15 protein-coding genes are annotated in these 22,159 nt (G+C 41.8%); 12 read left to right on the top strand and 3 right to left on the bottom strand.

All coding sequences use genetic code 11. The features are described from left to right. Positions 1-242: 242 nt before the first annotated feature. Positions 243-914, bottom strand: a complete 672-nt coding sequence (locus tag DC094_RS03395) for a hypothetical protein (RefSeq protein ID WP_133245456.1) — start codon at positions 912-914, stop codon at positions 243-245. A 645-nt stretch (positions 915-1,559) separates the two neighbouring features. Here DC094_RS03395 and sbcD (DC094_RS03390) point away from each other — a divergent pair. The 11 genes from sbcD (DC094_RS03390) (at position 1,560) to DC094_RS03340 (ending at position 20,073) form a co-directional block, all read left to right on the top strand. Next, on the top strand, positions 1,560-2,903 hold the full coding sequence (gene sbcD, locus DC094_RS03390) for an exonuclease subunit SbcD (RefSeq protein WP_241503954.1): 1,344 nt from the start codon (positions 1,560-1,562) through the stop codon (positions 2,901-2,903). Further along, positions 2,900-6,604, top strand: a complete 3,705-nt coding sequence (locus DC094_RS03385; protein WP_116685661.1) for an SbcC/MukB-like Walker B domain-containing protein — start codon at positions 2,900-2,902, stop codon at positions 6,602-6,604. The genes sbcD (DC094_RS03390) and DC094_RS03385 overlap by 4 nt, the downstream gene beginning before the upstream one ends. A 616-nt stretch (positions 6,605-7,220) precedes the next feature. After that, positions 7,221-7,835, top strand: a complete 615-nt coding sequence (locus DC094_RS03380) for a DUF2026 family protein (protein WP_116685660.1) — start codon at positions 7,221-7,223, stop codon at positions 7,833-7,835. Between the two features lie 106 nt (positions 7,836-7,941). Next, on the top strand, positions 7,942-8,700 hold the full coding sequence (locus tag DC094_RS03375; protein WP_133245455.1) for a hypothetical protein: 759 nt from the start codon (positions 7,942-7,944) through the stop codon (positions 8,698-8,700). Between the two features lie 260 nt (positions 8,701-8,960). Beyond that, positions 8,961-9,971, top strand: a complete 1,011-nt coding sequence (locus DC094_RS03370; protein WP_206605555.1) for an SbcC/MukB-like Walker B domain-containing protein — start codon at positions 8,961-8,963, stop codon at positions 9,969-9,971. A 473-nt stretch (positions 9,972-10,444) separates the two neighbouring features. Next, positions 10,445-10,690, top strand: a complete 246-nt coding sequence (locus tag DC094_RS03365) for a hypothetical protein (RefSeq protein ID WP_116685657.1) — start codon at positions 10,445-10,447, stop codon at positions 10,688-10,690. Between the two features lie 200 nt (positions 10,691-10,890). Then, positions 10,891-12,333, top strand: coding sequence for an IS66 family transposase (tnpC, locus tag DC094_RS03360; protein ID WP_116685260.1), 1,443 nt, complete (start codon positions 10,891-10,893; stop codon positions 12,331-12,333). Positions 12,334-12,968: 635 nt separating this feature from the next. Beyond that, complete coding sequence (locus tag DC094_RS03355; RefSeq protein ID WP_116686190.1) at positions 12,969-13,544, top strand: GIY-YIG nuclease family protein; 576 nt, start codon at positions 12,969-12,971, stop codon at positions 13,542-13,544. 488 nt (positions 13,545-14,032) lie between these two features. Continuing rightward, positions 14,033-14,374 carry a YMGG-like glycine zipper-containing protein gene (locus DC094_RS03350; protein ID WP_116686189.1) on the top strand — a complete coding sequence of 114 codons (342 nt, stop codon included), beginning with the start codon at positions 14,033-14,035 and terminating at the stop codon, positions 14,372-14,374. A 705-nt stretch (positions 14,375-15,079) separates the two neighbouring features. Continuing rightward, positions 15,080-16,387, top strand: coding sequence for an exonuclease subunit SbcD (sbcD, locus tag DC094_RS03345; protein WP_116686188.1), 1,308 nt, complete (start codon positions 15,080-15,082; stop codon positions 16,385-16,387). Further along, complete coding sequence (locus DC094_RS03340; protein ID WP_116685656.1) at positions 16,384-20,073, top strand: SbcC/MukB-like Walker B domain-containing protein; 3,690 nt, start codon at positions 16,384-16,386, stop codon at positions 20,071-20,073. Before sbcD (DC094_RS03345) ends, DC094_RS03340 begins: the two co-directional genes overlap by 4 nt. Before the next feature lie 534 nt (positions 20,074-20,607). On the opposite strand, the gene DC094_RS03335 is transcribed toward DC094_RS03340, so the two are convergent. Further along, positions 20,608-20,862: a cysteine hydrolase family protein gene (locus DC094_RS03335; protein ID WP_116685655.1), complete on the bottom strand. Its 255-nt coding sequence runs from the start codon at positions 20,860-20,862 to the stop codon at positions 20,608-20,610. Positions 20,863-21,096: 234 nt separating this feature from the next. Then, positions 21,097-21,279 (bottom strand): hypothetical protein, encoded by a 183-nt coding sequence (locus tag DC094_RS21835; protein WP_133245454.1) that lies wholly within the window; start codon positions 21,277-21,279, stop codon positions 21,097-21,099. A 604-nt stretch (positions 21,280-21,883) separates the two neighbouring features. Here DC094_RS21835 and DC094_RS03330 point away from each other — a divergent pair. Next, positions 21,884-22,144, top strand: coding sequence for a hypothetical protein (locus DC094_RS03330; RefSeq protein WP_116685654.1), 261 nt, complete (start codon positions 21,884-21,886; stop codon positions 22,142-22,144). The last annotated feature ends 15 nt before the right edge of the window (positions 22,145-22,159 follow it).

Here is a 22,159-nt window from a genome sequence, read left to right as displayed (position 1 = left end):
GAGCGACTCACTGCAACTTCGCATTATTTACACCGCTGACTGGCATCTTGGCTTTCAGGTTAAATAGAATGGTATGATCTTGAAAAGACAATGTTTCAAGCGCCGATATTATAAACTTTAGCGGCTGTAAGAAGTCTGCTACTTACAACCGAAAAAGAAATCGAAATATTTTATTAGAATATAAACAATATGGGTGGCGATATAAACCAATTGAATTCTTATATTAAAGTTTGCTTAATGAATTAAGCAGCCATCAAAGAACGAGGCTTATAAGTACTCCACATCTCTACCGGATCATAATCAACACCCGTGGCATTTTTAAATCCTGCCTCCCATGGTGGAGGGCAGGGGCTACCATTAATCCAGAACTGAATGGATCTGTAAACCTCTTCTCGAAAGCGATTTCGATAAACCCAGCGTAATTCAATTCCTGTATAAAATGGGGATCTTGAATTTTTAAATGGTTCATTAGTGCTAGGGTTGATTTTTGATACAACAGGGGCAAAGTCAATTCCATCCAAAACAAAATGAATCGATTTACCTAAATCGTTCATGCTTGAAGTAACCCAATACAGGCCTCCTTTGCATTTTCTCCCTGTATCAACGGGTTGGTGAATGACGTTAGCGCCCCCCACTGCAAAGCCAGGCGCATTAAAAGTATTACTATATTTATCATGGTTTTTGATGCAGTCATGAAAATATTCCGAATCTGGAATAGTCAGCCGTCGCCCATCATCAACAAGCTGTCGCTCCACTGTTGTCAAGGAGTATTGATCAATTGTGCACGGCGTTGCTCTTGGTTTTGCTAATATAAATGCGGGGTTTTTAGTTCTGTAATCTTGTCTTGGTTCAGACAACCCATAAATCAAATCTCCTGCGGCGTATGATTTTTTATATGGCATGTTAAACGGCATAAATGCTCCGACTTCTTTTCAGAGCTTCTTTTTCTACCTTAATCTAATAATTTTTCATTGGATTTTCATGTCTTCTAGTTAAAGCTGCTAAACAGTTAGCACTTAATAGCGAAAGCCAGAGACAGTCTGGGTTGTGAGTGATATGGTTAAGATTTAAATAAAATAACGGTATTGCATTAAATTATTGATACCTAATATCGAAAGATCTAAAAGAGTGAGTTCTAAATTATTGACACCTAATATCGAAAGATCTAAAAGAGTGAGCCCTAAATTATTAGATTCTAATTATCATGAAAACTATAAAGCTAAATAAGAAAATTCAGACTGTGAGGTTATAAGTTTTTGATGCCTTCAGTTTCCCTGCGATCTTCTAGTTTCAAAGGCCTTGCAGATAGGGCCATACTCCATATCTGATTTTACTTGCGGGACTTACCGTGATCTGTCTCGCAGGCGATTTTGTTAAATCCAACCAAAGTAATTACTAACCTGAATTAAAGCAACTAAAGTATCAATCCTTGTCAGGATTTAGTTTTCAGCTCTGACTCGTGCAATTATGCCAATCCGTTTTGCCAACAATCTCTGCCAAATATTGATTCGCTACTGATATAATCGCCGCCATTGATGATTCTTCAGCTGGCAAACCTCTTGGGCACAACACAGAGCGACTCACCGCAACTGCGCATTCTGCATACTTCTGATTGGCACCTTGGCCAGCATTTCTTTGGCAAGAGCCGAGACGCTGAACACGCTGCGTTTATTGACTGGCTACTTAGTCACGTCGAGCAATATCAGGTAGATGCCTTGATTATTGCCGGTGATATTTTTGATACCGGCACTCCGCCAAGCTATGCCAGAACCCGTTATAACCAGTTTGTGGTTGCGCTGAGCCAAATTGGCTGTCAACTGGTGGTGCTCGGTGGCAATCATGATTCGGTCGCCACCTTGCATGAATCGCGTGAGCTCTTGGCTTGTTTGAATGCCACGGTGATTGGCACTGCCCAGGATGATCTATCAAAACAATTGGTGACCTTGAAAAACCGCGCCGGTGAACCCGCCGGTATTTTGTGTGGGGTGCCTTTTCTGCGTCAGCGAGATTTATTACACAGCCGCGCCGGTGACAGTGCCGAAGAGAAGCAGCAGCAATTAATGTTTGCCATGACCGAACATTATGCAGATTTGTTTGAACTGGCCCAGCAACGCCAGCAGCTGTTAAAAGAATCTGCCGACTTGCCGATTCTTGCCACCGGCCATATGACCTGTGTTGGCGGGCAATTATCTGAATCGGTGCGCGAGATTTATATCGGTACTTTAGAAGCATTTCCTGCCAAGCGTTTTCCCAAGGCCGATTATATTGCACTGGGCCATTTGCACCGGCCACAAAAGGTCGCCAGCAGTGAGCATATTCGTTATAGCGGCTCGCCATTACCGCTGAGTTTTGATGAAACAGGTTCAGATAAATCTAGTGGCGATAAACAAATACTGATGGTGGATTTTGCCGAGGGCAAATTACAGCATATCGAACCGGTTATTATTCCGCGTTTTCGCCGTTTGCAGTCGATTGAAGCGCCGTTAGATGAACTACCCGAGCTATTGCAGTCGATCGCCGATCAATCAGAAGCTGACCCGCTACAGCCGTGGGTTGAAGTGGTGATTGATGCCGAACAATATATTTCTGACCTGCAAAAACAAATCCAGCAAATTAGCGAACAATTACCGCTGGAAATATTAAGAGTGCGCCGCAAGCGGGCTAAAACTGAAACATCGCTTCAGCAACAGCAAAAAGAAACCCTGGCTGAATTAAAAGTTGAAGATGTATTTAACAGTCGACTGGCCGACGAAGCACTGGAAACACAGCAAATCCAGCCGCTGACTGAGCTGTTCCAGCAAATTGTTCAGCAGTTGGAACAGCCCGAACCTGATCAGCAGCAGTCTGATCAAAGTGAGTCTGATCAGAATCAAGGGCGAGATAGCAAGGAGGCTCAGGCATGAAAATTTGTTCCCTGCGTTTAAAAAATATTAACTCGCTAAAAGGTGAGTGGAAGATTGATTTTACCGCCCCGGATTTTATTGATAACGGCTTGTTTGCGATTACCGGCGCTACCGGTGCCGGCAAAAGCTCGCTATTAGATGCCATCTGTCTGGCGCTGTATCACGAAACGCCACGCATGAAAGTTTCTGCCACTGAAAATGAGCTAATGACGCGCCATACCGCGGAGTCTTTGGCAGAAGTTGAATTTGAAGTACCGGGCGATAAAGGTCGGGTCGAGCGTTATCGGGCGTTCTGGTCCCAGCGGCGAGCACGCGGTGCCAGCGAGGGTAAATTACAGCCACCGAAAGTTGAACTGGTTAAAGTCACCGCAGAAACTGAAGATGAGCAGAATAAAATTATTACCGATAAAATCAGTGATAAATTAAAAGCGGTTAGCGATTTAACCGGGCTGGATTTTAAACGTTTCACCAAATCAATGTTATTGGCCCAGGGTGGTTTTGCTGCGTTTTTACAAGCCAGCGATAACGAGCGTGCTGAACTGTTAGAAGAGCTAACTGGTACCGAAATTTACAGCGAAATTTCCCAACAGGTGTTTGAAGGCACCAGACAACAGGAAAATGCGCTGTCGCACCTGCAAGCCAAATCCGAAGGCATGCAGCTGTTATCGGTTGAGCAAACCCAACAATTAAAACACCAGCAACAACAGCTGGCACAAAGTATTCAACAGCAGCAGCGCCAGCAAAAAACATTGCAAAAACAGCAGCAATGGCGCAGTCAGCTGCAGGAAAAACAACAATTATTGCAACAAACGACTGAAAAACACAGTCAGGCTTTGGCCAGTCAGCAACAGCAGCAAAATGAATTAAATAAACTGCAGCAAGATTTACCAGCACAGAAAATTCAGCCGGTTTATTTACAGCTGCAGCAATACCAGCAACAGGCCGATAGCCAGAAAACTCAGCTGGCAGACAAGCAACAGCAGTTATCCAGCCAGCAACAAAATATTGAAAGTAACCAGCAACAGCTCAGCCAGCAAGAAACACAATTACAACAGCATTTGCAGCACCAGCAGCAAACCGAGCAGTTAATTCATAATCAGGTATTGCCGCTGGATTTGAATATTCAACAGCAGCGGTCGGTTCAGCAACAACAGCAAACCAGTCAGCAGCAATTGCAGCAAAAACAGCAGCAGTTACAGCAACAACATAGTGATCTGCAACAGCAGCAACAAACCGCCCAGCAACAGCAAACGACTATTCAACAATGGCTGGAAGAACACCCGTGGCAGGAACTTTCCAGCCAGTTGCCACTCTGGCAGCAACAGTTAACTCAGCGCCGTCAGCTGACAGGCCAGCAGGCTGATTTACAACAGCAGCAGCAAACCAAAGCGGATGAGTTAAAACAGCAACAAAAAGCGATTCAAAGCCTGTCGCAGCAATTACAACAGTCGCAGCAAACGCGTAATAGCAGCGAGAAGCAGTGTAAAGAATTGGCCGAAAAACAGGCGCAATTATTACAAGATTACAGCGAAGCAGAGTTACGCCAACAGCTGCAGTTATGGCAACAACAGCGCCCGGCGGTGGAACAGCTAAAACATATTCAGCCGCAATTTATGACTGCCAGTAAAAAACAGCAGCAGTTACGCGGTAATATTCAACAAATTCAAACTCAGCTAACGCAAACTAATCAACAATTGCTGGCTTGTCGTGAGCAATATTCACAGCAGAATAAAAATAACCATCAATTAAAATTGATTGTTGACCAGCAGCGACAAATTGCCGATTTAAGCCAGCATCGCGCTCAATTGCAGCCCGGTAGCGAATGCCCGCTGTGTGGCGCTTTAGAACACCCTAAAGTCAGCGAATATGCCCAGGCAAAGCCCGATGCCTACCAGCAGCAGTTGGCCGAGAGTCAGCAGTTGCTGGAGCAGTTAAAAGAGCAGGGTTTTAAATTAAATAGCGATGTCGAAGCACAGCAGCGGGAAATACAGCAAAACCAACAACAATTAACCGAACTGGAACAGCAACTGGCAAGCTGGCAAACCAGTTGGCAACAATCCAGTCAGCTATTAGCATTAACCATTGCCATTTTTGAACCGCAATTATTTGCCGACTGGTTAGAGCAAGATGCCGATAAAGGCAGCCAGATACAAAATCTGCTCAATCGGTTAGACGGTTTAACTGCCGAATTACAACAGCAACAAACTGATTTGCACCAGGCGATTAGCCTGCAGGAAAAATCGCAACACCAGCAGGCGCAAGCTGAACAACAGAAAATCCATTTGCAGCAGCGATTAACCGAGCTGGAGCAAAAGCTTGCCGATCAACAATTACAGCTGGAACAGCTACAGCAGCAATTATCTAGTGCCTTGGCAGGCTTTGGTTTTGAGTTGCCACTGGCAGAAGCGCAGCAACAATGGCTGGATCAATTGCAACAGCAGGCAGTGCAATATGCCGACCAGAACGAACAATTACAGCAGCTGCAAAAAAATAGCGACCAGCTACAGCAACAATGCCAGTTCGCCGAACAGCAAGTCACCGAACATCAGCAGCAGCTGACCACTGCGAATGCGCAATTAGCCGCAACAGTGGCAGAAATCACTGAGTTGCAACAGCAGCGCCAGCAATTATTTGCCGATAAAAACCCGGCGACAGAAAAACAGCAACTGGCAGAAAAATCCGAGCAATTACAGCAGCAATTTACCGCTGCCCAACAGGCATTGCAGGCACTTAGCCAGCAGCAATCGGGCTTGCAGGGTGAGCTGCAGCAATTACAGAAATCTGCCGAGCAAACTCAGCAACAATTGGCCGAGCAAAATACAATCTGGCAGCAGCAATTGGCAGATAGCGGCTTTGCCGATGTCGCGGCCTTTACTCAGGCATTATTAAGTGATGATGACCGCCAACGCTTGAGCCAATTAAAACAGCAGTTGCAGCAAACCATTGACCAATCTGTCGCGGTTAAAGCTCAGGCACAAACGGCATTAGATGAATTATCGTCAGAGCCACAAACCGAGCTGTCATTAGATCAACTAACTGAGCAATTAAATGAACTGGAGCAACAGTTGGCAGCGGCGCAGCAGCAACAAGGCCAACTTGAAGCCGATTTAAAACGCGATGCCGAGCAACGCTCCAGTCAGCAAGCCTTGTTTGAACAGATCGACCAACAGCGGAAAACCCTGGCGATCTGGCAGCAATTAAATCATTTAATTGGCTCTGCCAAAGGCGATAAATTCCGTAAATATGCCCAAGGTTTAACGCTGGATCATCTGATTTATTTAGCCAACCAACAGCTGGACCGATTACACGCCCGCTACCAATTAAAACGCAGAGCCGACAGTGCATTATCGCTAGAAGTACTCGATACCTGGCAGGGCGATAGCGCCCGCGATACCAAAACCCTGTCTGGCGGCGAAAGCTTTTTAGTCAGCCTAGCATTAGCATTAGCGCTGTCTGATCTGGTCAGTCATAAAACCCGCATCGACTCACTATTCCTTGATGAAGGTTTCGGCACACTCGATCCGGAAACCTTGGAAGTCGCACTCAACGCATTGGATAACCTCAACGCCAGCGGCAAAATGATCGGCGTAATCTCCCACGTCGAAGCATTAAAAGAACGTATTCCACTGCAAATTGAAGTGCGTAAGGAAAATGGGTTAGGATATAGCCAACTAGCGGCGGAATATAAGGTCACTGCGTGATTTCCTGAAACGCGGGCGGTAATTGCTAGCCCCCGCGTCATCCTGTACATGGACGACCACATGGATGTGGAAGGTAGAGCGACGCCGGGAGCCAAAGCCGAAGGCGGGATCCATGGCCACGGATGGTAAAAGCGATACACGCCGATCCCGTCATCCTCGCCATGGATGGTAAAAGAAATCACTCTAACCCCCACTCCAAGCACGTTACAGTCCCACAGATCCCACTTCGCTTCCTATTCCACACCACCCATTCAAAACCTATCTCTCTGCTGCAGCTGCAACAAATCAACATCTTATATTGACCATTAAGTCGTTAAGGATACAATTGAGCCATTCGCCGCTTATGGCGTAGAAAGCTATTGGTGAGCGCTAAAACCCTCACCTGCTTGGTTGGTTTCCATTTGTTAGAGCGGCAGGTTGCTCTAATACTCGAGTGACAAGATAACAGCAAAAGCTTTTTATGCGGTTTATTGACTAATAACTGAAGTATTGTATCAGTGGGGTCTATTGAGCTGGCAGTTTTGCGGCCAGTGATACCGGAAATATTGGGATAGTAGGAGTCGGGAAAACCGAGTTTTCCGCCTAATACAATGCTATGTGCTAAGGATAGCTGTTCATGAAGATCAAATTGAAGGATTACGAGCGTATTTATAAAACAATAAACACAATTATTGTTAACGAAAATGAAGACCCTACAATCGCTTGTACTTTTTTTAGCTTCTATGGTGCGCACCTTCTATCTCAGCATTACAAAATTAATGCTCGGCCTGTTGCAGGTTCATGCCTTTATCATTTAGGTGGTGATAACAATATTCTTACATTTGGAAAACTCCAAGATGATTTTTTGGTAAGTACTGTAGACGCATTTCATTGCTGGATCATCGCTGATAACTGGCTAATTGATTTTATGGCCCCAGCCTTTCCCAAACTATTAAATGGCTCTGCTCATTGCCAACCCAAAATGATGCAGAAGCCTTTGTCTTCAATGGCTTCTTCCGTAGAAGAAATGACTGCTGAAGGTGACTTTTACTTCAAGGTAAACCCTGAGTTAACAAATGAACGAATTAGGTATTTGTCATCAAGCCTTGCATACTCTGACTTGGCAGAAATTTGCAGTCAATGGTACCGGAAGCCTCCTAAGAAAATGCAGAAGAAAATACAAATTGGAGGTAATCACGGAAACCTAAATACTGTATCCTTGGTAGGGCAAAGAGTTGTTGGTGCTTGGTAAGGTTTTTATGCGCCAAATAAATATTAGCATCGGATCGCACGCTGACACTCAAAAGCTCATAGGTTAAGTAAGCCGTTACACGTCTCAAATAAACGTGAGGTGGATTTTGAAATTTAAAATAATGATCGCAATATTTATTATTGTTTTGATTGTTTCTCCTATTGTTGCATTCTTCATTCAATTCGATAATGGATCTGGCATATCAACTAAACAAAGCGATTGGGCTTCATTTGCTACGTTTTATTCAGGTGTTTTGAATCCAATAATTAGTTCAATAGCATTTATTGGTGCAATATCTGCAATTCTCCTTCAGAAAAAGAGCATTGATCAAATCTCAAAACAATTAGATGCTCAAGATAATGAATCAAAGAAAAACGATATCATTCGTGAAATAAATTCTTGCTCAAAAACAATTGAAAGATTTATAAGCTTAACGCTTGAGCCTAGGGAGTTTGTTATCCTCTGCGACTCAATCGGTCTTTACGATCTACCAAGTAATAAACAATACATTATTGATAGGGCTGGTTCGTTTAACGATATCAACAAAGAATTAACTAGTTTTCCTGTATGGGTGGGTAGCCTAATAGCAACGATATCTCACTCATCACTGAGCATGCCAAACCCTGGTGAGCAGCATATTAAGTCAAAATCTAAGCATATACATGGAATTATTTTTAGTATTTCAGCAAATCTTGACTATTTTTCTGTGATGCTTGAAAAAATGGATTCTGTTAATATTGATCCGTTTTTTATAAAATATAATGCGTCAAAATATTATATTTTATGCAGTCAGCTTCATAGTATTCAGTTTCTAAAAGAAAGCACACTAAATGTAATATCAAAGTTTGCGGAATCCGACGTGTGATCGGATGGAAGCAAGGGAAAACTATGCCATATATGGACGCTCCTCTTGCTGCAACCCATAATCTACCCGGTACGAAGGTTTTTTCGAGAAATCCATGCGGGAGAAATCCATGCCACCCACGATTTAGTTAATCGGTGCCAAAGTCATTTTTATCTCAAGTAGACCAGTAGTTTTTTCTACTGGTCTTCTCTGGCTGGTTTCCAGCTTCAGATCGCTAGTTCTGGCTTGGTGATGGCACGAGAATTCATGCCACCCACGATTTGGCTGCCCAACAGGCACTGCAGGCACTTAGCCAGCAGCAATCGGGCTTGCAGGGTGAGCTGCAGCAATTGCAAAAATCTGCCGAGCAGACGCAGCAGCAATTGGCCGAGCAAAATAAAAACTGGCAGCAACAACTGGCAGATAGCGGCTTTGCCGATGTCGCGGCCTTTACTCAGGCATTATTAAGTGATGACGACCGCCAACGCTTGAGCCAATTAAAACAGCAGCTGCAGCAGACCATTGACCAATCTGTCGCGGTTAAAGCACAGGCACAAACGGCATTTGATGCACTATCAGCAGAACTATCGACACAACCACAAACTGAGCTATCACTAGATGAACTTACTGAGCAATTAAATGAACTGGAGCAAACACTGGCAGCAGCGCAGCAGCAACAAGGCCAACTTGAAGCCGATTTAAAACGCGATGCCGAGCAACGCTCCAGTCAGCAAGCCTTGTTTGAACAGATCGACCAACAGCGGAAAACCCTAACGACCTGGCAGCAATTAAATCATTTAATTGGCTCTGCCAAGGGCGATAAATTCCGTAAATATGCCCAAGGTTTAACGCTGGATCATCTGATTTATTTAGCCAACCAACAGCTAGACCGATTACACGCCCGCTACCAATTAAAGCGCCGGGCCGACAGTGCATTATCGCTAGAAGTACTCGATACCTGGCAGGGCGATAGCGCTCGCGATACCAAAACCCTATCCGGTGGCGAAAGCTTTTTAGTCAGCCTAGCACTCGCCTTGGCGCTGTCTGACCTGGTCAGTCACAAAACCCGTATCGATTCATTATTCCTTGATGAAGGCTTCGGTACCCTCGACCCGGAAACACTAGAAGTCGCACTCAACGCACTGGATACACTCAACGCCAGCGGCAAAATGATCGGCGTTATCTCCCACGTCGAAGCATTAAAAGAACGTATTCCACTACAAATTGAAGTGCGCAAGGAAAATGGATTGGGATATAGCCAACTAGCGGCGGAATATAAAGTCACTGCGTAACGTCATTTATAAGCACCGTCATTCCCGCCAGGGAATGGCGGGAACCCAGAACCAAGGACGGTAAAAGCGACGAGAAAACCATACCACCCACGATTTCATTAATCGCTGGCTAAATGTTTTCTATCCATAGTAGACCAGTAAGTTTTGATGCTGGTCTTCTGCTTCCATTCTCGAGCCGATATCAGAAAAGCTCACGGTAAACTTATAGCTGTTGATGTGTTGTGTGGGGCATGTATTTAAATGAAGAGAGCGAGAAAATTCAAAAATATGGCGAACCGTCTGATATTGACCTATTTGATGGAAAATAGACCGATAATCCGGCAATATGCTCGACCAATGCAACAACAATACCGAGCCAGAACGACCCAATCCTGAGTCTGAAAATCACCCTTGGGCGGCTTCATTGGATCGAGGTTCAAGCTGAAGCTGAGTTAATTTACCAAATTGTTAGCATTAAAAGGAGTTTGTTACAAATGAAAAAATTTACGCAGGTTAGTAAAGATAATTTAATGGAGACAATCGAATGTATTGTAGCTTCACCGAAAGTGCATAGTTACAATGTTGGACTCACAATTGATGTTGATGCAAGGCATAAAACATATAAGTACTTTACGCCATCATGGCCTCACTTTGTAGTTATCAAGTCGGGTCTCGATATGGAGATGGCTTTAAAAGTTGAAAGTAACCATTCAGCACAATTTAATATAAAAATCGCTTGACAGGTTTTTTTGATATTTTCCCGAATTTAAGCACCTCTTTCAGAATACCACTTAAACGCCGCATTAAACTGCTATTAACACACCTGATTATCAATGTTTTTTGCTCAGAATAGCGCATCAGCATTCCGCTTCTAAAAAGTCGCCACAGTAAGCCTCAGAGACAAAAAAACCACCCTGAAAACCTGTGCGATAATAACCGCATGGACTCAATCGAAATTAATAAAACCATCGCTGAAACCGAGCGATTGTTAGCCAAAAGCAAACGCTTACCGCCCGAACTGGTGGCGATGGTTCGTATGCTGATGCTCGTCGTTAAGATATTGCTTGATAGCAAAGGGCTAAACAGCAAAAACTCCAGCATTCCGCCATCGGCAGATCCTAATCGAGAAAAGAAATCGCGCGCCAAAAGCAATAAAAACCCAGGCGGGCAGCCTGGCCATAAAGGCAGTAATTTATCACCGGTGAAAGACCCAGATGAAGTGCTGGATATTACGATTGATCGTAGCCAATTGCCGAAAGGAAAATACCGTGTTGTTGGCAGTGAAAGCCGCCAAGTAGTTGATGTTCGTATTACCCGATATGTCACCGAATATCGGGCGCAGATTCTACAAGACGAGCAGGGTAACCAGTTTGTTGCTGAGTTTCCGCAAGGGGTCACTCGGCCAATACAATATGGCAATGAGTTTAAAGCCAACGCGGTTTATATGTCGAGCTACCAGCTGATTCCTTATGAACGGACTCAAAAGCACTTCGCTGAGATATTGGATGCGCCAATCAGCACCGGTAGCCTTGCCAATTTTAATCAGGAAGCTTTTCATCGACTGAAGCCATTTGCTCAGTTAGTACCGGCTATTTTGCGTGCTGGAGATTTGATTCATGCCGATGAAACCGGCGTCAATATCAATGGTAAACGAAAGTGGCTACATGTCGCGAGCAATGACCGCTGGACGTGGATTGAAGCGCATGAATCAAGAGGTATCGAGGCAATGGAAGCGATCGACATCTTGCCTAAATTTACCGGTTTATTGGTACACGATCACTGGAAAAGCTACTACCGATTTGTGCTGTGCTTACATGTATTGTGTAACGCCCATCATGTACGTGAATTGGCGCGAGCCCATGAGCAAGATGGCCAGCAGTGGGCCAAGGCAATGGAAGATCTGCTTTATGAAATGAATACAGCAGTCAATGAGGCGGGGGGTGAGTTGGATGAAAAGCAGTGTCAAAAATGGGTGAAGCGATATCGAAAAATATTAAAAGCAGGTGATCGGGAATGCCCGGCACCTGAGCCAAAAAAAGCGGATAAAAAAGGTCAATTAAAACGAGGGAAATTAGCACGAAGTAAATCGAGAAATTTATTAGAGCGGCTGCGGGATTTTGAAGCAGACGTGCTGCGGTTTATGAGTAATACCCGAGCACCGTTTACCAATAATCAGGGTGAACGGGACTTCCGTATGAGCAAGGTTCAGCAGAAGATATCAGGCTGCTTCCGCTCATGGGATGGCGTGAAAGCGTATTGCAGAATCCGGAGCTATATATCGACCTGCCAAAAACATGGGGTCGGTGTTGGGGAGGCTTTGTCGTTATTATTTGCGGGTAAATGGCCGGACTTTATTCAGAAGAAATTGGATCGGTTGGTGTGACATGCTGAATGGTTACAGTTGAAAAATATTTGTTTGATAAATTGACTTCCAATAAGACATTGGCATTGTACAAAAAATATCGTAGTGATTCTCGAGACTCAGAGCATGTTCCCTCTACCGGAGGGTTGTTAACTTCAGATCGAGATTATTATATCTACATAGCGTGGGGTACAAAGAAATCTTATGGTATTGAAAGATAATAAAAACCATACCTCCGAGAAAAAACTATGCCACCCACGATTTCATTAATCGCTGGCTAAATGTTTTCTATCCATAGTAGACCAGTAAGTTTTGATGCTGGTCTTCTGCTTCCATTCTCGAGCCGATATCAGAAAAGCTCACGGTAAACTCATAGCTGTTGATGTGCTGTGTGGGGCATGTATTTAAATGAAGAGAGCGAGAAAATTCAAAGATATGGCGAGGCGTCTGATATTGACCTATTTGATGGAAAATAGACCGATAATCCGGCAATATGCTCGACCAATGCAACAACAAGACCGAGCCAGAACGACCCAATCCTGAGTCTGAAAATCACCTTTGGGCGGCTTCATTGGATCGAGGTTCAAGCTGAAGCAGGGCTAATCTACAGGCTCGTTAAGCGCAAAGTCATTATCACAGCAATTGTCGAGAATATGATGTCCGATAGAAGTGCCGTATTTAGATATTTATTTCACGAAAGATACAACTCTGACAAAGCCAAATTGGCCGACATTACTGGTTTTACAATCAGGCAAATTGACGACTGGTTAAAAGGAAATAAAATACCGCAAAAGAAAAGCTTGGATTTCATTGCGGTATGTTCTTATACACCAGAATTCAAGGTTGTTGCAGAGTTCTACAAGATAGATCCCAACAAACAAATAAGACCTCAATTGAAAGAAATGTACAATGGACATGAAAACCGTTCCGGAATTTATGCTTTCTATGATTCGATGGCTAATTTACTATATATTGGCAAAGCAAAGAATCTCTTGGAAGAAACATATAGTGCAATAAGAAGAGATGATGAGATAAGATTCCCTTCTGGAATAAAGAACAGCAAAACAAAAAGATTTGAGCTCATAAAATACATCTCAGCTTACGATGTAAAGAGCTTTAATTTCTGGGATTATCCTAAACATGTTGAATCGTTACTTCTCAGAATTTCAAAGCCTCCACTTAACAAACAAATAGGCACGCTTGAAAGTGCTATACCAGCTGAGTCAGAGTAATTTGCGCGTAGCTAATGAAAACCATGCCAGCCACGATTTCATTAATCGATGCCTAAATCTTTTTTATCTCATGTAGACCAGTAGTTTTTTCTACTGGTCCAGGCTAGTTTCGAGTTCTAGTGATCAGTTTCGTAAAGGCGAGCTCCCATATCCAGTTTACCGATCGGGCGTTGCTCTTTAATTGGAAAAGCCCAAACAATGAAACATGTAAGTGAGGCATTGATCGAAGCTATGATAATTAGCTTTTAAAAATTATCTTTTTCACTAAGTTACAAATAAAAAAATAACGAGTCAGTTGTTAGTAATGGCTGTTTTGTAATTGTTTGTATCTAACGTCTTTGTTTTATTTAAGATTCCGCTAGAGTGTATGCTAAGAACAACATGTGGTAGTGACTTAGCGAGTTGCTGGTGTGTTGTCCTTGGATGATTCAGGCTACAGCAGCTTTTGTAACGAATCAGTTAATATTATTTATATGAGTAGTAGCACCATGAAAAAAGCACTTTTAATCTTGTCTAGCCTAATGTTGTTTGCCTGTGCCAGCCAAGGCCCTATCGTTGATCGAGCTGCAGGCTTTGATTCTGTTAAATATCAGCAAGATTTGGCTGAATGTGAGCAAGTTTCCCAGCAAGTTAAGGCCAAGGGTGTTGGGGGCGCGGTGGGAGGTGCTGTGGTTGGTGGCTTGTTAGGTGCGATAAGTGGGGATGCTGCGGAAGGTGCTGGTGTAGGCGCAATTCTGGGCGGCGCTAGTGGTCTGGCTGATACTAAAGATGAAAAGACCTTGGTAGTGCGAAACTGTTTAAAAGGTCGTGGCTATAATGTCTTAAATTGATTTTATGAAAAGCTGCTGTTGCAGCAGCTTTTTTATATGGCCGCCTCAATTTATTCTTTCTAGTGCAAAAAACTATACCATTCACAACTTTATAAACATCATCTCCAAATAGCATTTATTCCAAGTAGACCAGTAGAAATAAATACGAGTCTATCTGAAGTAATTCCCAGAAAAAAAATAGATAAAATCTGCCAGCCATAATTTGATTAATTCACTCGATCAAGAATTGTTATTGACAGAAGTCATTTTTGATAAAAAACAATGGCAAGCTGACCTTGAGAACAGATCAAAAACAGCACGTCTTCAGGTGACCGGTTACGCTATGTTATTGGTAAACTAAATTGCCTTTAGTAATAAACAAAAAGCATAATAGTCGTAGTTTTTTATCAAAGCGTAGCAAAAGGTACCGCCTGATCTTGAGCGGGGCCAGTAGGGAGGAGGTATGATTAAAATAACTCCAAAGCAGTTTCCTAGTGAAATATCTAAAGATAAGGCATCGAAATTTTGAACCGTTGAATTTCCTTATGTCCAATAGGAGATTGTTTAGTAAGTATAAAATTGCCCGATTTTAATTTGCGTGCTATATCATCACAGAATGAATTATCTTGTATTTATGTAATTTAAAAACGTTAAATGTTCATGATGATTTTATCAATTACTTAGTGCTGTTTAGTATTGCTTAGCTTGAAATCTGGATGGATGTTAATGACAGGTACCGCTTCAGAAAGAAAATATCAAACTTCTCAACTTCGAATTCTACATACCTCTGACTGGCATTTAGGCCAACATTTCTTCGGCAAGAGCCGAGAGGAAGAGCACCAGCTATTCATTGGCTGGTTGTTGCAGAAAATTGAGCAGCAACAGGTTGATGTTCTACTGATTACTGGAGATATTTTTGACACAGGTACTCCGCCTAGTTATGCCAGAACTCACTATAACCAGCTGATTGTCCGGTTGCGAAAAATTGGCTGTCAGGTGGTTGTTCTGGGCGGGAACCATGATTCAGTTACCACCTTGAATGAATCACGAGAGCTGCTGGCTTGTTTGAATGCCACAGTAGTCGCAACAGTTGATCAGGATATGTCGCAGCAGTTGGTTGAGTTGAAAAATCGTAGCGGCGAGGTGGCAGGGCTATTATGTGCTGTTCCTTTTTTGCACCAAAGCGATATTGCAAAAAGTAGGGCTGGTGAGTCCGCCCAAGAAAAAAAACAACAATTGCTTAGCGCCATAAGCGAACATTATGCAGATCTTTTCTCGCTTGCCCAAGCACAGCAGCAACCTGATTTACCTCCAATCCCAGTGATTGCGACGGGTTACCTGGCTTGTGCCGGCGGCCAGTTATCTGAATCAGTGCGTGAGATTTACATCGGTGCTTTAGATATTTTTCCTACAGAGTGCTTCCCCAAGGCCGATTATATAGCATTGGGTCACTTGCATATTGCTCAAAAGGTTGAAGGCCATGAGCATATTCGCTATAGCGGCTCGCCCATTCCATTAAGTTTTGACGAATCATCTTTGGCGAAACAAGTATGTTTGATCGATTTTTCAAATGGTGAATTGTTTGGGGTCAAATCACTCGAAATTCCGTGTTTCAGACGGTTGCAATCGATTGATTGCCGAATTAACGAATTAGAAAATGTGCTCAGTGCAATAGCAGACCAGTCAACAGCAGACCCATTAACGCCTTGGTTAGAAATTACTGTCGGTGCTAGTGATTATTTGGATAATGTTCAAAAAGTAATACAGCAGGTTAGTGAGGATCTGAGGTTAGATGTTTTGCAAGTAAAACGGCATAAAGAAGCGGTTGGTCATGCATTGAATAAGAATGAAGGATTGCCCCAATTAAATGTTAAAGATGTTTTTGCAGCCTGTTTACGGCTTGAAGATGTTGATGAAGATAATAAAAAAAAGTTAAACTCATTGCTTAATCAAGTTATTGAGAAGATTGATTCCGATGATAATAATGATTTATCCAAGACAAGTAATAATTATAAGTCGGGTGAATCGCTATGAAAATAATTTCCTTGAGATTGAAAAATATAAACTCTTTAAAAGGAGAGTGGAAAATTGATTTCTCTACCCCGGAATTTGTTAACAACGGATTGTTTGCTATTACTGGGGTCACCGGTGCAGGGAAAAGTACTTTATTAGATGCAATTTGCTTAGCGCTATACCATGAAACACCGAGGTTAAAAGTTTCCGAAACTGAAAATGAACTGATGACACGCCATACGTTTGAATCGTTGGCTGAAGTCGAATTTGAAGTTAAAGGTGAGCTTTATCGTTCTTTTTGGTCGCAATCTAGAGCAATGGGGATTGGCGGTGGTAAGTTGCAGCCAGCAAAAGTTGCGTTGGTTAAAGTAACTGCAACTGAACAAGAGTTTGTAAATAAGACATTGGCAGATAATTCGCAAGAAAAATTAAAGTTGATCAGTCAAATTAGTGGACTTAATTTTTCGCGTTTTACTAAGTCTATGTTATTGGCTCAAGGTGGTTTTTCAGCATTTCTTGAAGCGTCTGCAAATCAGAGGGCTGAATTGTTAGAGGAATTAACCGGTACTGAAATTTACGGTGAAATTTCCCGGCAGGTTTTTGAAGAAACGCGCAATCAGACTGTGCAGTTAAATCTACTGCATGCAAGGGCAGAAGGTGTTCAGTTACTTGATTCTGAGAAGGTTGATCAGTTAAAAATTCAAAAAGAGACATTGCAAAAGCAATCAAATTCCTTACAGCAACAAAAGGCAAGTTTTAAGCGTCAGAAGGAGTGGGTTGAGAAATGTTTGGAAAAAAAGCGCGGGTTAGAATCAGCTCAGAATGCGCTAGCGAAAGCCCAGCAAGAAAAGCTAGATTGCCATGCTGAGCTTGATGCCTTGATTTTAGACATTCCTGCTCAAAAAATTCAACCGTTTTTTGAGCAACGGCAGAAATGCTTGCAGAAAAAGAAAGAAAAATTAAAATGTGTTGATGAAAAAATCAAGCAAGTGAAGTTACTTGATAACGAAGAATTATTGTTGCAAGAAAGTCAGGCCGATCTATCTTCTGCATATGGCGAGCATCAAAAATTACAGAAAGAAACTGACGATTTAATTTTTAATAAAATACTTCCGTTGGATTCCAGTATTGAACAAGTTGATCAGCAATGGAAGGAGCAAGCCCAACAGATTAAGCCATTGCAACAGACATTAAAAGAAGAGCAAAAGCAAGAAAAGCTTCTTTCTATTCGGTTGGATAAATATAAACTTGAGCTTGAAAAAATACATCAATGGCTAACGAATCACGCTTGGCAAGGTTTTGAAGAAAAATTACCTATATGGAAACAGATTTTTGTTCAAAGAAATAATTTAGTGCAATCGACCAGAGAAATTAATGATAAGAAAAAAAACGTAACGCAACTATTGGATGAACAGAAAATATTACTTGATAAATTGTCGGGTGAGTTACAAGAAACACAAGATATTAAAACAGAATCAGAATTGCTATCTCAATTGTTGGAAGATAAACGAAGTTCATTATTGCAAAATCAGACGGAATCAGATTTACGTGCTCAATATGATTCTTGGAAGAAAAAATATAGCTTAGTTGAAGCTTTGAGAGCTATCTGGCCGCAATTCCTGAAGGCCACTAATGAAAAAGAAAACATTAGAGAAAATGAAGTTAAATATAAAAGTATATTGGTTGAAAAAGATAGGCAGTTAGAGGCTTGTGAAAAACAATATATAAAGCAGAGTGACAAGGCCAAAAAATTGAAAGTTGCTCTTGATCAGCAGCGTTTCATAACGGACCTTAGCAGTTACCGAAAAAAATTATTGCCAGGTGATGAATGCCCTTTGTGTGGTGCTCATGAGCATCCAAAAATTGATCAATACCAGAAAATTAATGTTGCTAGTCATCGGCAGGAGCTTCTCGATATAGAAGCATTACTCAAACAGCTGAAAGAACAAGAGACTTCTTTGAAGTTAAATTGTGAAGCTTTGCGATTCAAAATTCAGCAATCAAGTCAGCAGCAGCAAGATATATCGCTTTTAATTTCTGGTTTTAAGCAGCGCTGGGATGACGGGATTAGCACATTAAAACTGAATATTCAGTTGCATCAGATCGATGAATTTAATGAATGGATTGAGCAAGATAAACAAAAAGAGATAGAGCTCACCGGTTTATTGGAACAGTTAGACCAATTAACACAAGAAATGGCTAATAACCGGCAGCGATCTGATCAGGCCGCTTCTAATTTTGATCAGGTACAACAGACTAAGTTGCAAGCGGATCAGCAGTATGAGTATTTCCAGCAGCAGATTGATGATTTACAACAGCAAAATGATCACCAATCAAATCAACTGACACAGCTTGAAAGTGACCTCAGTGAAAATTTGAGAGTTTATCAATTATCTTTACCTGAGCTTTCAAATCAGAGTGAATGGTTAGCTAAACAAGAAGTATGTGCTCACCAGTTTGTGGAGTACCAGAAGCAGAAAAGTACTTTGCAAGACAAGTACGACAAATTTTTCCAGCGTAAGCAACTGTTGCAAGTATCGTTGTCTGAAAAAGATAAAATATTTAATCAGCAGTTACAGCAGCTCAAAAAATCGCAAAGTCAGCTGCAGCAGCTTAAGAAAAATAGATTTAGCTTGTTTGGAGATAAGAATCCAAAACAGGAAAAATTACAGTTAGAAGAGGCAGGGTCCCATTTGTTGTTTGATTTGCAACAAATGAGTTTAAAACTGCAGGCGCATCAGAAAAAACTAGGCATGGTTAATGGGGAATGTTCGCAATTACAGCAAAGCGTTGATACAGCAAGTGAGCGATTGAATGTAGCTGCTACGAATTTACAATACCAGCTTAACCAAAGCCAGCTGTCTGATGTCGATCAGTTTCAACAAGCACTGTTAAGTGATGTTGATCGACAACAGTTTCAGCAATTGAAGGTTTCTCTAGAATTAACTATTGAAAAGGCTAATATAGGTATAGAGCAAGCACAGAAAGCTTATCGAGATGTGCTGAAGCTTCAATTGTCGGATTTAAATTTGACCGGTGTATTGCAAAAATTATTAGATATCCAGGAACAATTTCATCAAATTCAAGATCAATCTAGCGAAATTAAATACGCTTTGGATTACGATAGTGAAAATAGAGAAAAACAAAAAGATTTATTTGAAAGTATTGATGTACAGAAAAAACAATTAAAAAATTGGAGCCAGTTGAATGATTTGATTGGCTCGGCCAAGGGAGATAAATTCAGGAAGTTTGCTCAAGGTTTTGCTTTAGATCATCTGATTTGGTTGGCTAATCAACAGCTGGATAAGTTGCATGCTAGATATCAACTGCAGCGTAAGCCAAACGAAGCATTGAGTCTTGAAGTGCAAGATACATGGCTGGGCGATGTAGCCAGAGATATCAAAACCCTTTCTGGCGGAGAAAGCTTTTTAGTCAGCTTGGCACTGGCACTGGCGTTGTCAGATTTAGTCAGCCATAAAACCCGCATTGATTCATTATTCCTTGATGAAGGCTTTGGCACCCTTGATGCCGAAACGCTGGAAATTGCGCTCAATGCACTAGATAACCTCAATGCCAGCGGCAAAATGATTGGAGTAATTTCCCACGTCGAAGCATTAAAAGAACGTATTCCATTGCAAATTGAAGTGCGTAAAGAAAACGGACTAGGATATAGCCAGCTGGCGGAAGAATATCGTGTTAATTCATAAGTCTCTGACAATTGTTAGTCTGCGTAGCATCTGCATAATTGTTAATCCCTTGTGACTCCTCGCTAGGGTCTTATAACCAAGTGAGGTAAAATCAACTCACTCCGCGTCGGTCAGATCGAGCCAAAACCTTATCCCAATCACCTTAAAACTGTGTAGGTTGTATTTCGCTTTAATGATTGTTGCAATGAGACAATTGAAAATAGTAGCTTTATAAAAAACCTTTATTGTAGTCATTTTATTCGATTTATTATGTGTGATATAGGAGACGCTACTGTGGCAATTTCATTCTAGCTCTGGTTGAGTTGGCGATTGGCTGTAACTTGTGAACTGGTTTTGAGGAAAAGCAGAGCAGGCGGGGCATGGTTTAGTTAATGCTTTGATTTATTGTTACAAAATGAAATTTATTTATAGTAAGCCAGTAGATAGAACTACTGGTTTACTATAAATAGTTCTCATATCTCGGATAATCATGGGTAAATCTTAAGGTTTAGTTTTAGTGCGGTAAATTCAAAATAAAATAGTGAGGTCAGGTGTCTATGATTTTCGGCTTTCTGGTAATTTAATTATTCGGACTAGCTCTACTCTGTCTGTATGCTCTGATTGTAGTGAATTAAAATTATCAATCCCTTCAGGAAATTTTTTCTTGCCAAGAAACACATTTCGGGTGGTTACTTCTTCGCTAATTACGACATTTTTTCCGGCTGAGATAAGATCTTTTGCGGTATCAAAAACACAGCAGTCGGTACTGAAACCAGTGATAATTGCAGTTTGAGATTCTAATTGCTGCATAAAATCTAGAATTCAGGTATCTGGAATAGAACTGGTTTGTTTTTTTTCAACCCATTTATAACCCGGATAGCTTTTTAAATCACTAAGATCACCTTCGGTTAATTCTCTAATAGTTAATGTTCCCCGCTCGGTTAGCTCTGAGGTGACACGTTTACTATGGTGAGGAATAAAATTGACATCAATAATTGGAAGATGGTTGCTTTTAGCGAAGGTCAGTGTTGATTTCAGCGCTTGCTACATTCTTGGGTTACCAGGTATTTTTCGACCTAATAATGTTTGTTGCATATCTACTACGATGACAGTTGGGCGCTTACCTTGTTCAATTAATCGAGATAAATGTTTTGTGGTGGTAAATTCACTTTCAATTTTTGACATACTGATTGAAGATCTTGAAATTTTTCTGAGTAGAACGGGCATATCTAATAACCTGAAAAATACAACAAATAACAGGCTGTTATGTTTTGGCTGTTTGGTATCAGCACGAAACAGCTCTGATTGAAGCTTCAGGAGAGCTTTTTTGGCTGGAGAGGGCGAGATAAAATTGACAAAAAAGTTAATAGTTAGTGTCAGTGGTTTATTAATTTAACGCTAAAGTATGGTTTTCTTATGGAAGTTGAAAGTTTTCTTGCATTAAAATTACGTTTAAATCTTACTCAATATTATTCGAAATAAATTTTATCATAAGTAGGTTGTTGGAAATATCTGCTGGCCTACTATAAGTGCCTCCCAGTAAACTACTGATCAGGTACGGAAATTAGCAGGTGAGATCAATTGTCTGAGAATTGTCTGTCTGCTAACAATCTGCATGGGGATATAAGGACATGACATGGGAAGGCTCATGCTGTTTAGTGTTGCCGGTGGCTTGTTGCTTCTGGTGCTGCTTTCACTAATGCTGAGTTATTTCACCAGTATCAGTTTTGCAAGCTGGATGGTTGGGTTGCCTTTGCTACTGATTGTATTGACGGCCTGTACAATGTCGTTGTAGTGGTTTAAAGAACGCTCCCAAGAGCGAGGGATCGAGTTGATTAAAGTTTATGATCAGCTAATTAACCCGCGCTGGTTATTGTCCCGTTTTGAAGATGACGATGATACAGACAAGCAATTGCACCAGCAGGCGGAAAAAGTATTACTTGCCAAGCGTTGGTCACATTCACGTTTCGCCGACACTGAGTCAATTAAAGTCAGTAAGGCATCGTCAGCACGGATAATTGAAGAAAGTCCTTTTGATTCTGGAGAGAGTGCTCAGAACGCAGGCCATTGCAGTAATCTGCACAGCCGCTAACATTGGCAGCAGATG

The organism is Pelagibaculum spongiae (assembly GCF_003097315.1).
GTDB lineage: Bacteria > Pseudomonadota > Gammaproteobacteria > Enterobacterales > Pelagibaculaceae > Pelagibaculum > Pelagibaculum spongiae.
Note: the sequence above shows the minus strand (reverse complement) of the source record. Positions and strands in the feature narration are given on the sequence as shown.

Excerpts from the sequence above, each read along its gene's own strand:
- DC094_RS03395 (WP_133245456.1), bottom strand. The coding sequence starts at position 914 with ATGCCGTTTAACATGCCATATAAAAAATCATACGCCGCAGGAGATTTG.
- DC094_RS03385 (WP_116685661.1), top strand. The coding sequence starts at position 2,900 with ATGAAAATTTGTTCCCTGCGTTTAAAAAATATTAACTCGCTAAAAGGT.
- DC094_RS03380 (WP_116685660.1), top strand. The coding sequence starts at position 7,221 with ATGAAGATCAAATTGAAGGATTACGAGCGTATTTATAAAACAATAAAC.
- DC094_RS03365 (WP_116685657.1), top strand. The coding sequence starts at position 10,445 with ATGAAAAAATTTACGCAGGTTAGTAAAGATAATTTAATGGAGACAATC.
- tnpC (WP_116685260.1), top strand. The coding sequence starts at position 10,891 with ATGGACTCAATCGAAATTAATAAAACCATCGCTGAAACCGAGCGATTG.
- DC094_RS03355 (WP_116686190.1), top strand. The coding sequence starts at position 12,969 with ATGTCCGATAGAAGTGCCGTATTTAGATATTTATTTCACGAAAGATAC.
- DC094_RS03350 (WP_116686189.1), top strand. The coding sequence starts at position 14,033 with ATGAAAAAAGCACTTTTAATCTTGTCTAGCCTAATGTTGTTTGCCTGT.
- sbcD (WP_116686188.1), top strand. The coding sequence starts at position 15,080 with ATGACAGGTACCGCTTCAGAAAGAAAATATCAAACTTCTCAACTTCGA.
- DC094_RS03340 (WP_116685656.1), top strand. The coding sequence starts at position 16,384 with ATGAAAATAATTTCCTTGAGATTGAAAAATATAAACTCTTTAAAAGGA.
- DC094_RS03335 (WP_116685655.1), bottom strand. The coding sequence starts at position 20,862 with ATGCAGCAATTAGAATCTCAAACTGCAATTATCACTGGTTTCAGTACC.
- DC094_RS21835 (WP_133245454.1), bottom strand. The coding sequence starts at position 21,279 with ATGCCCGTTCTACTCAGAAAAATTTCAAGATCTTCAATCAGTATGTCA.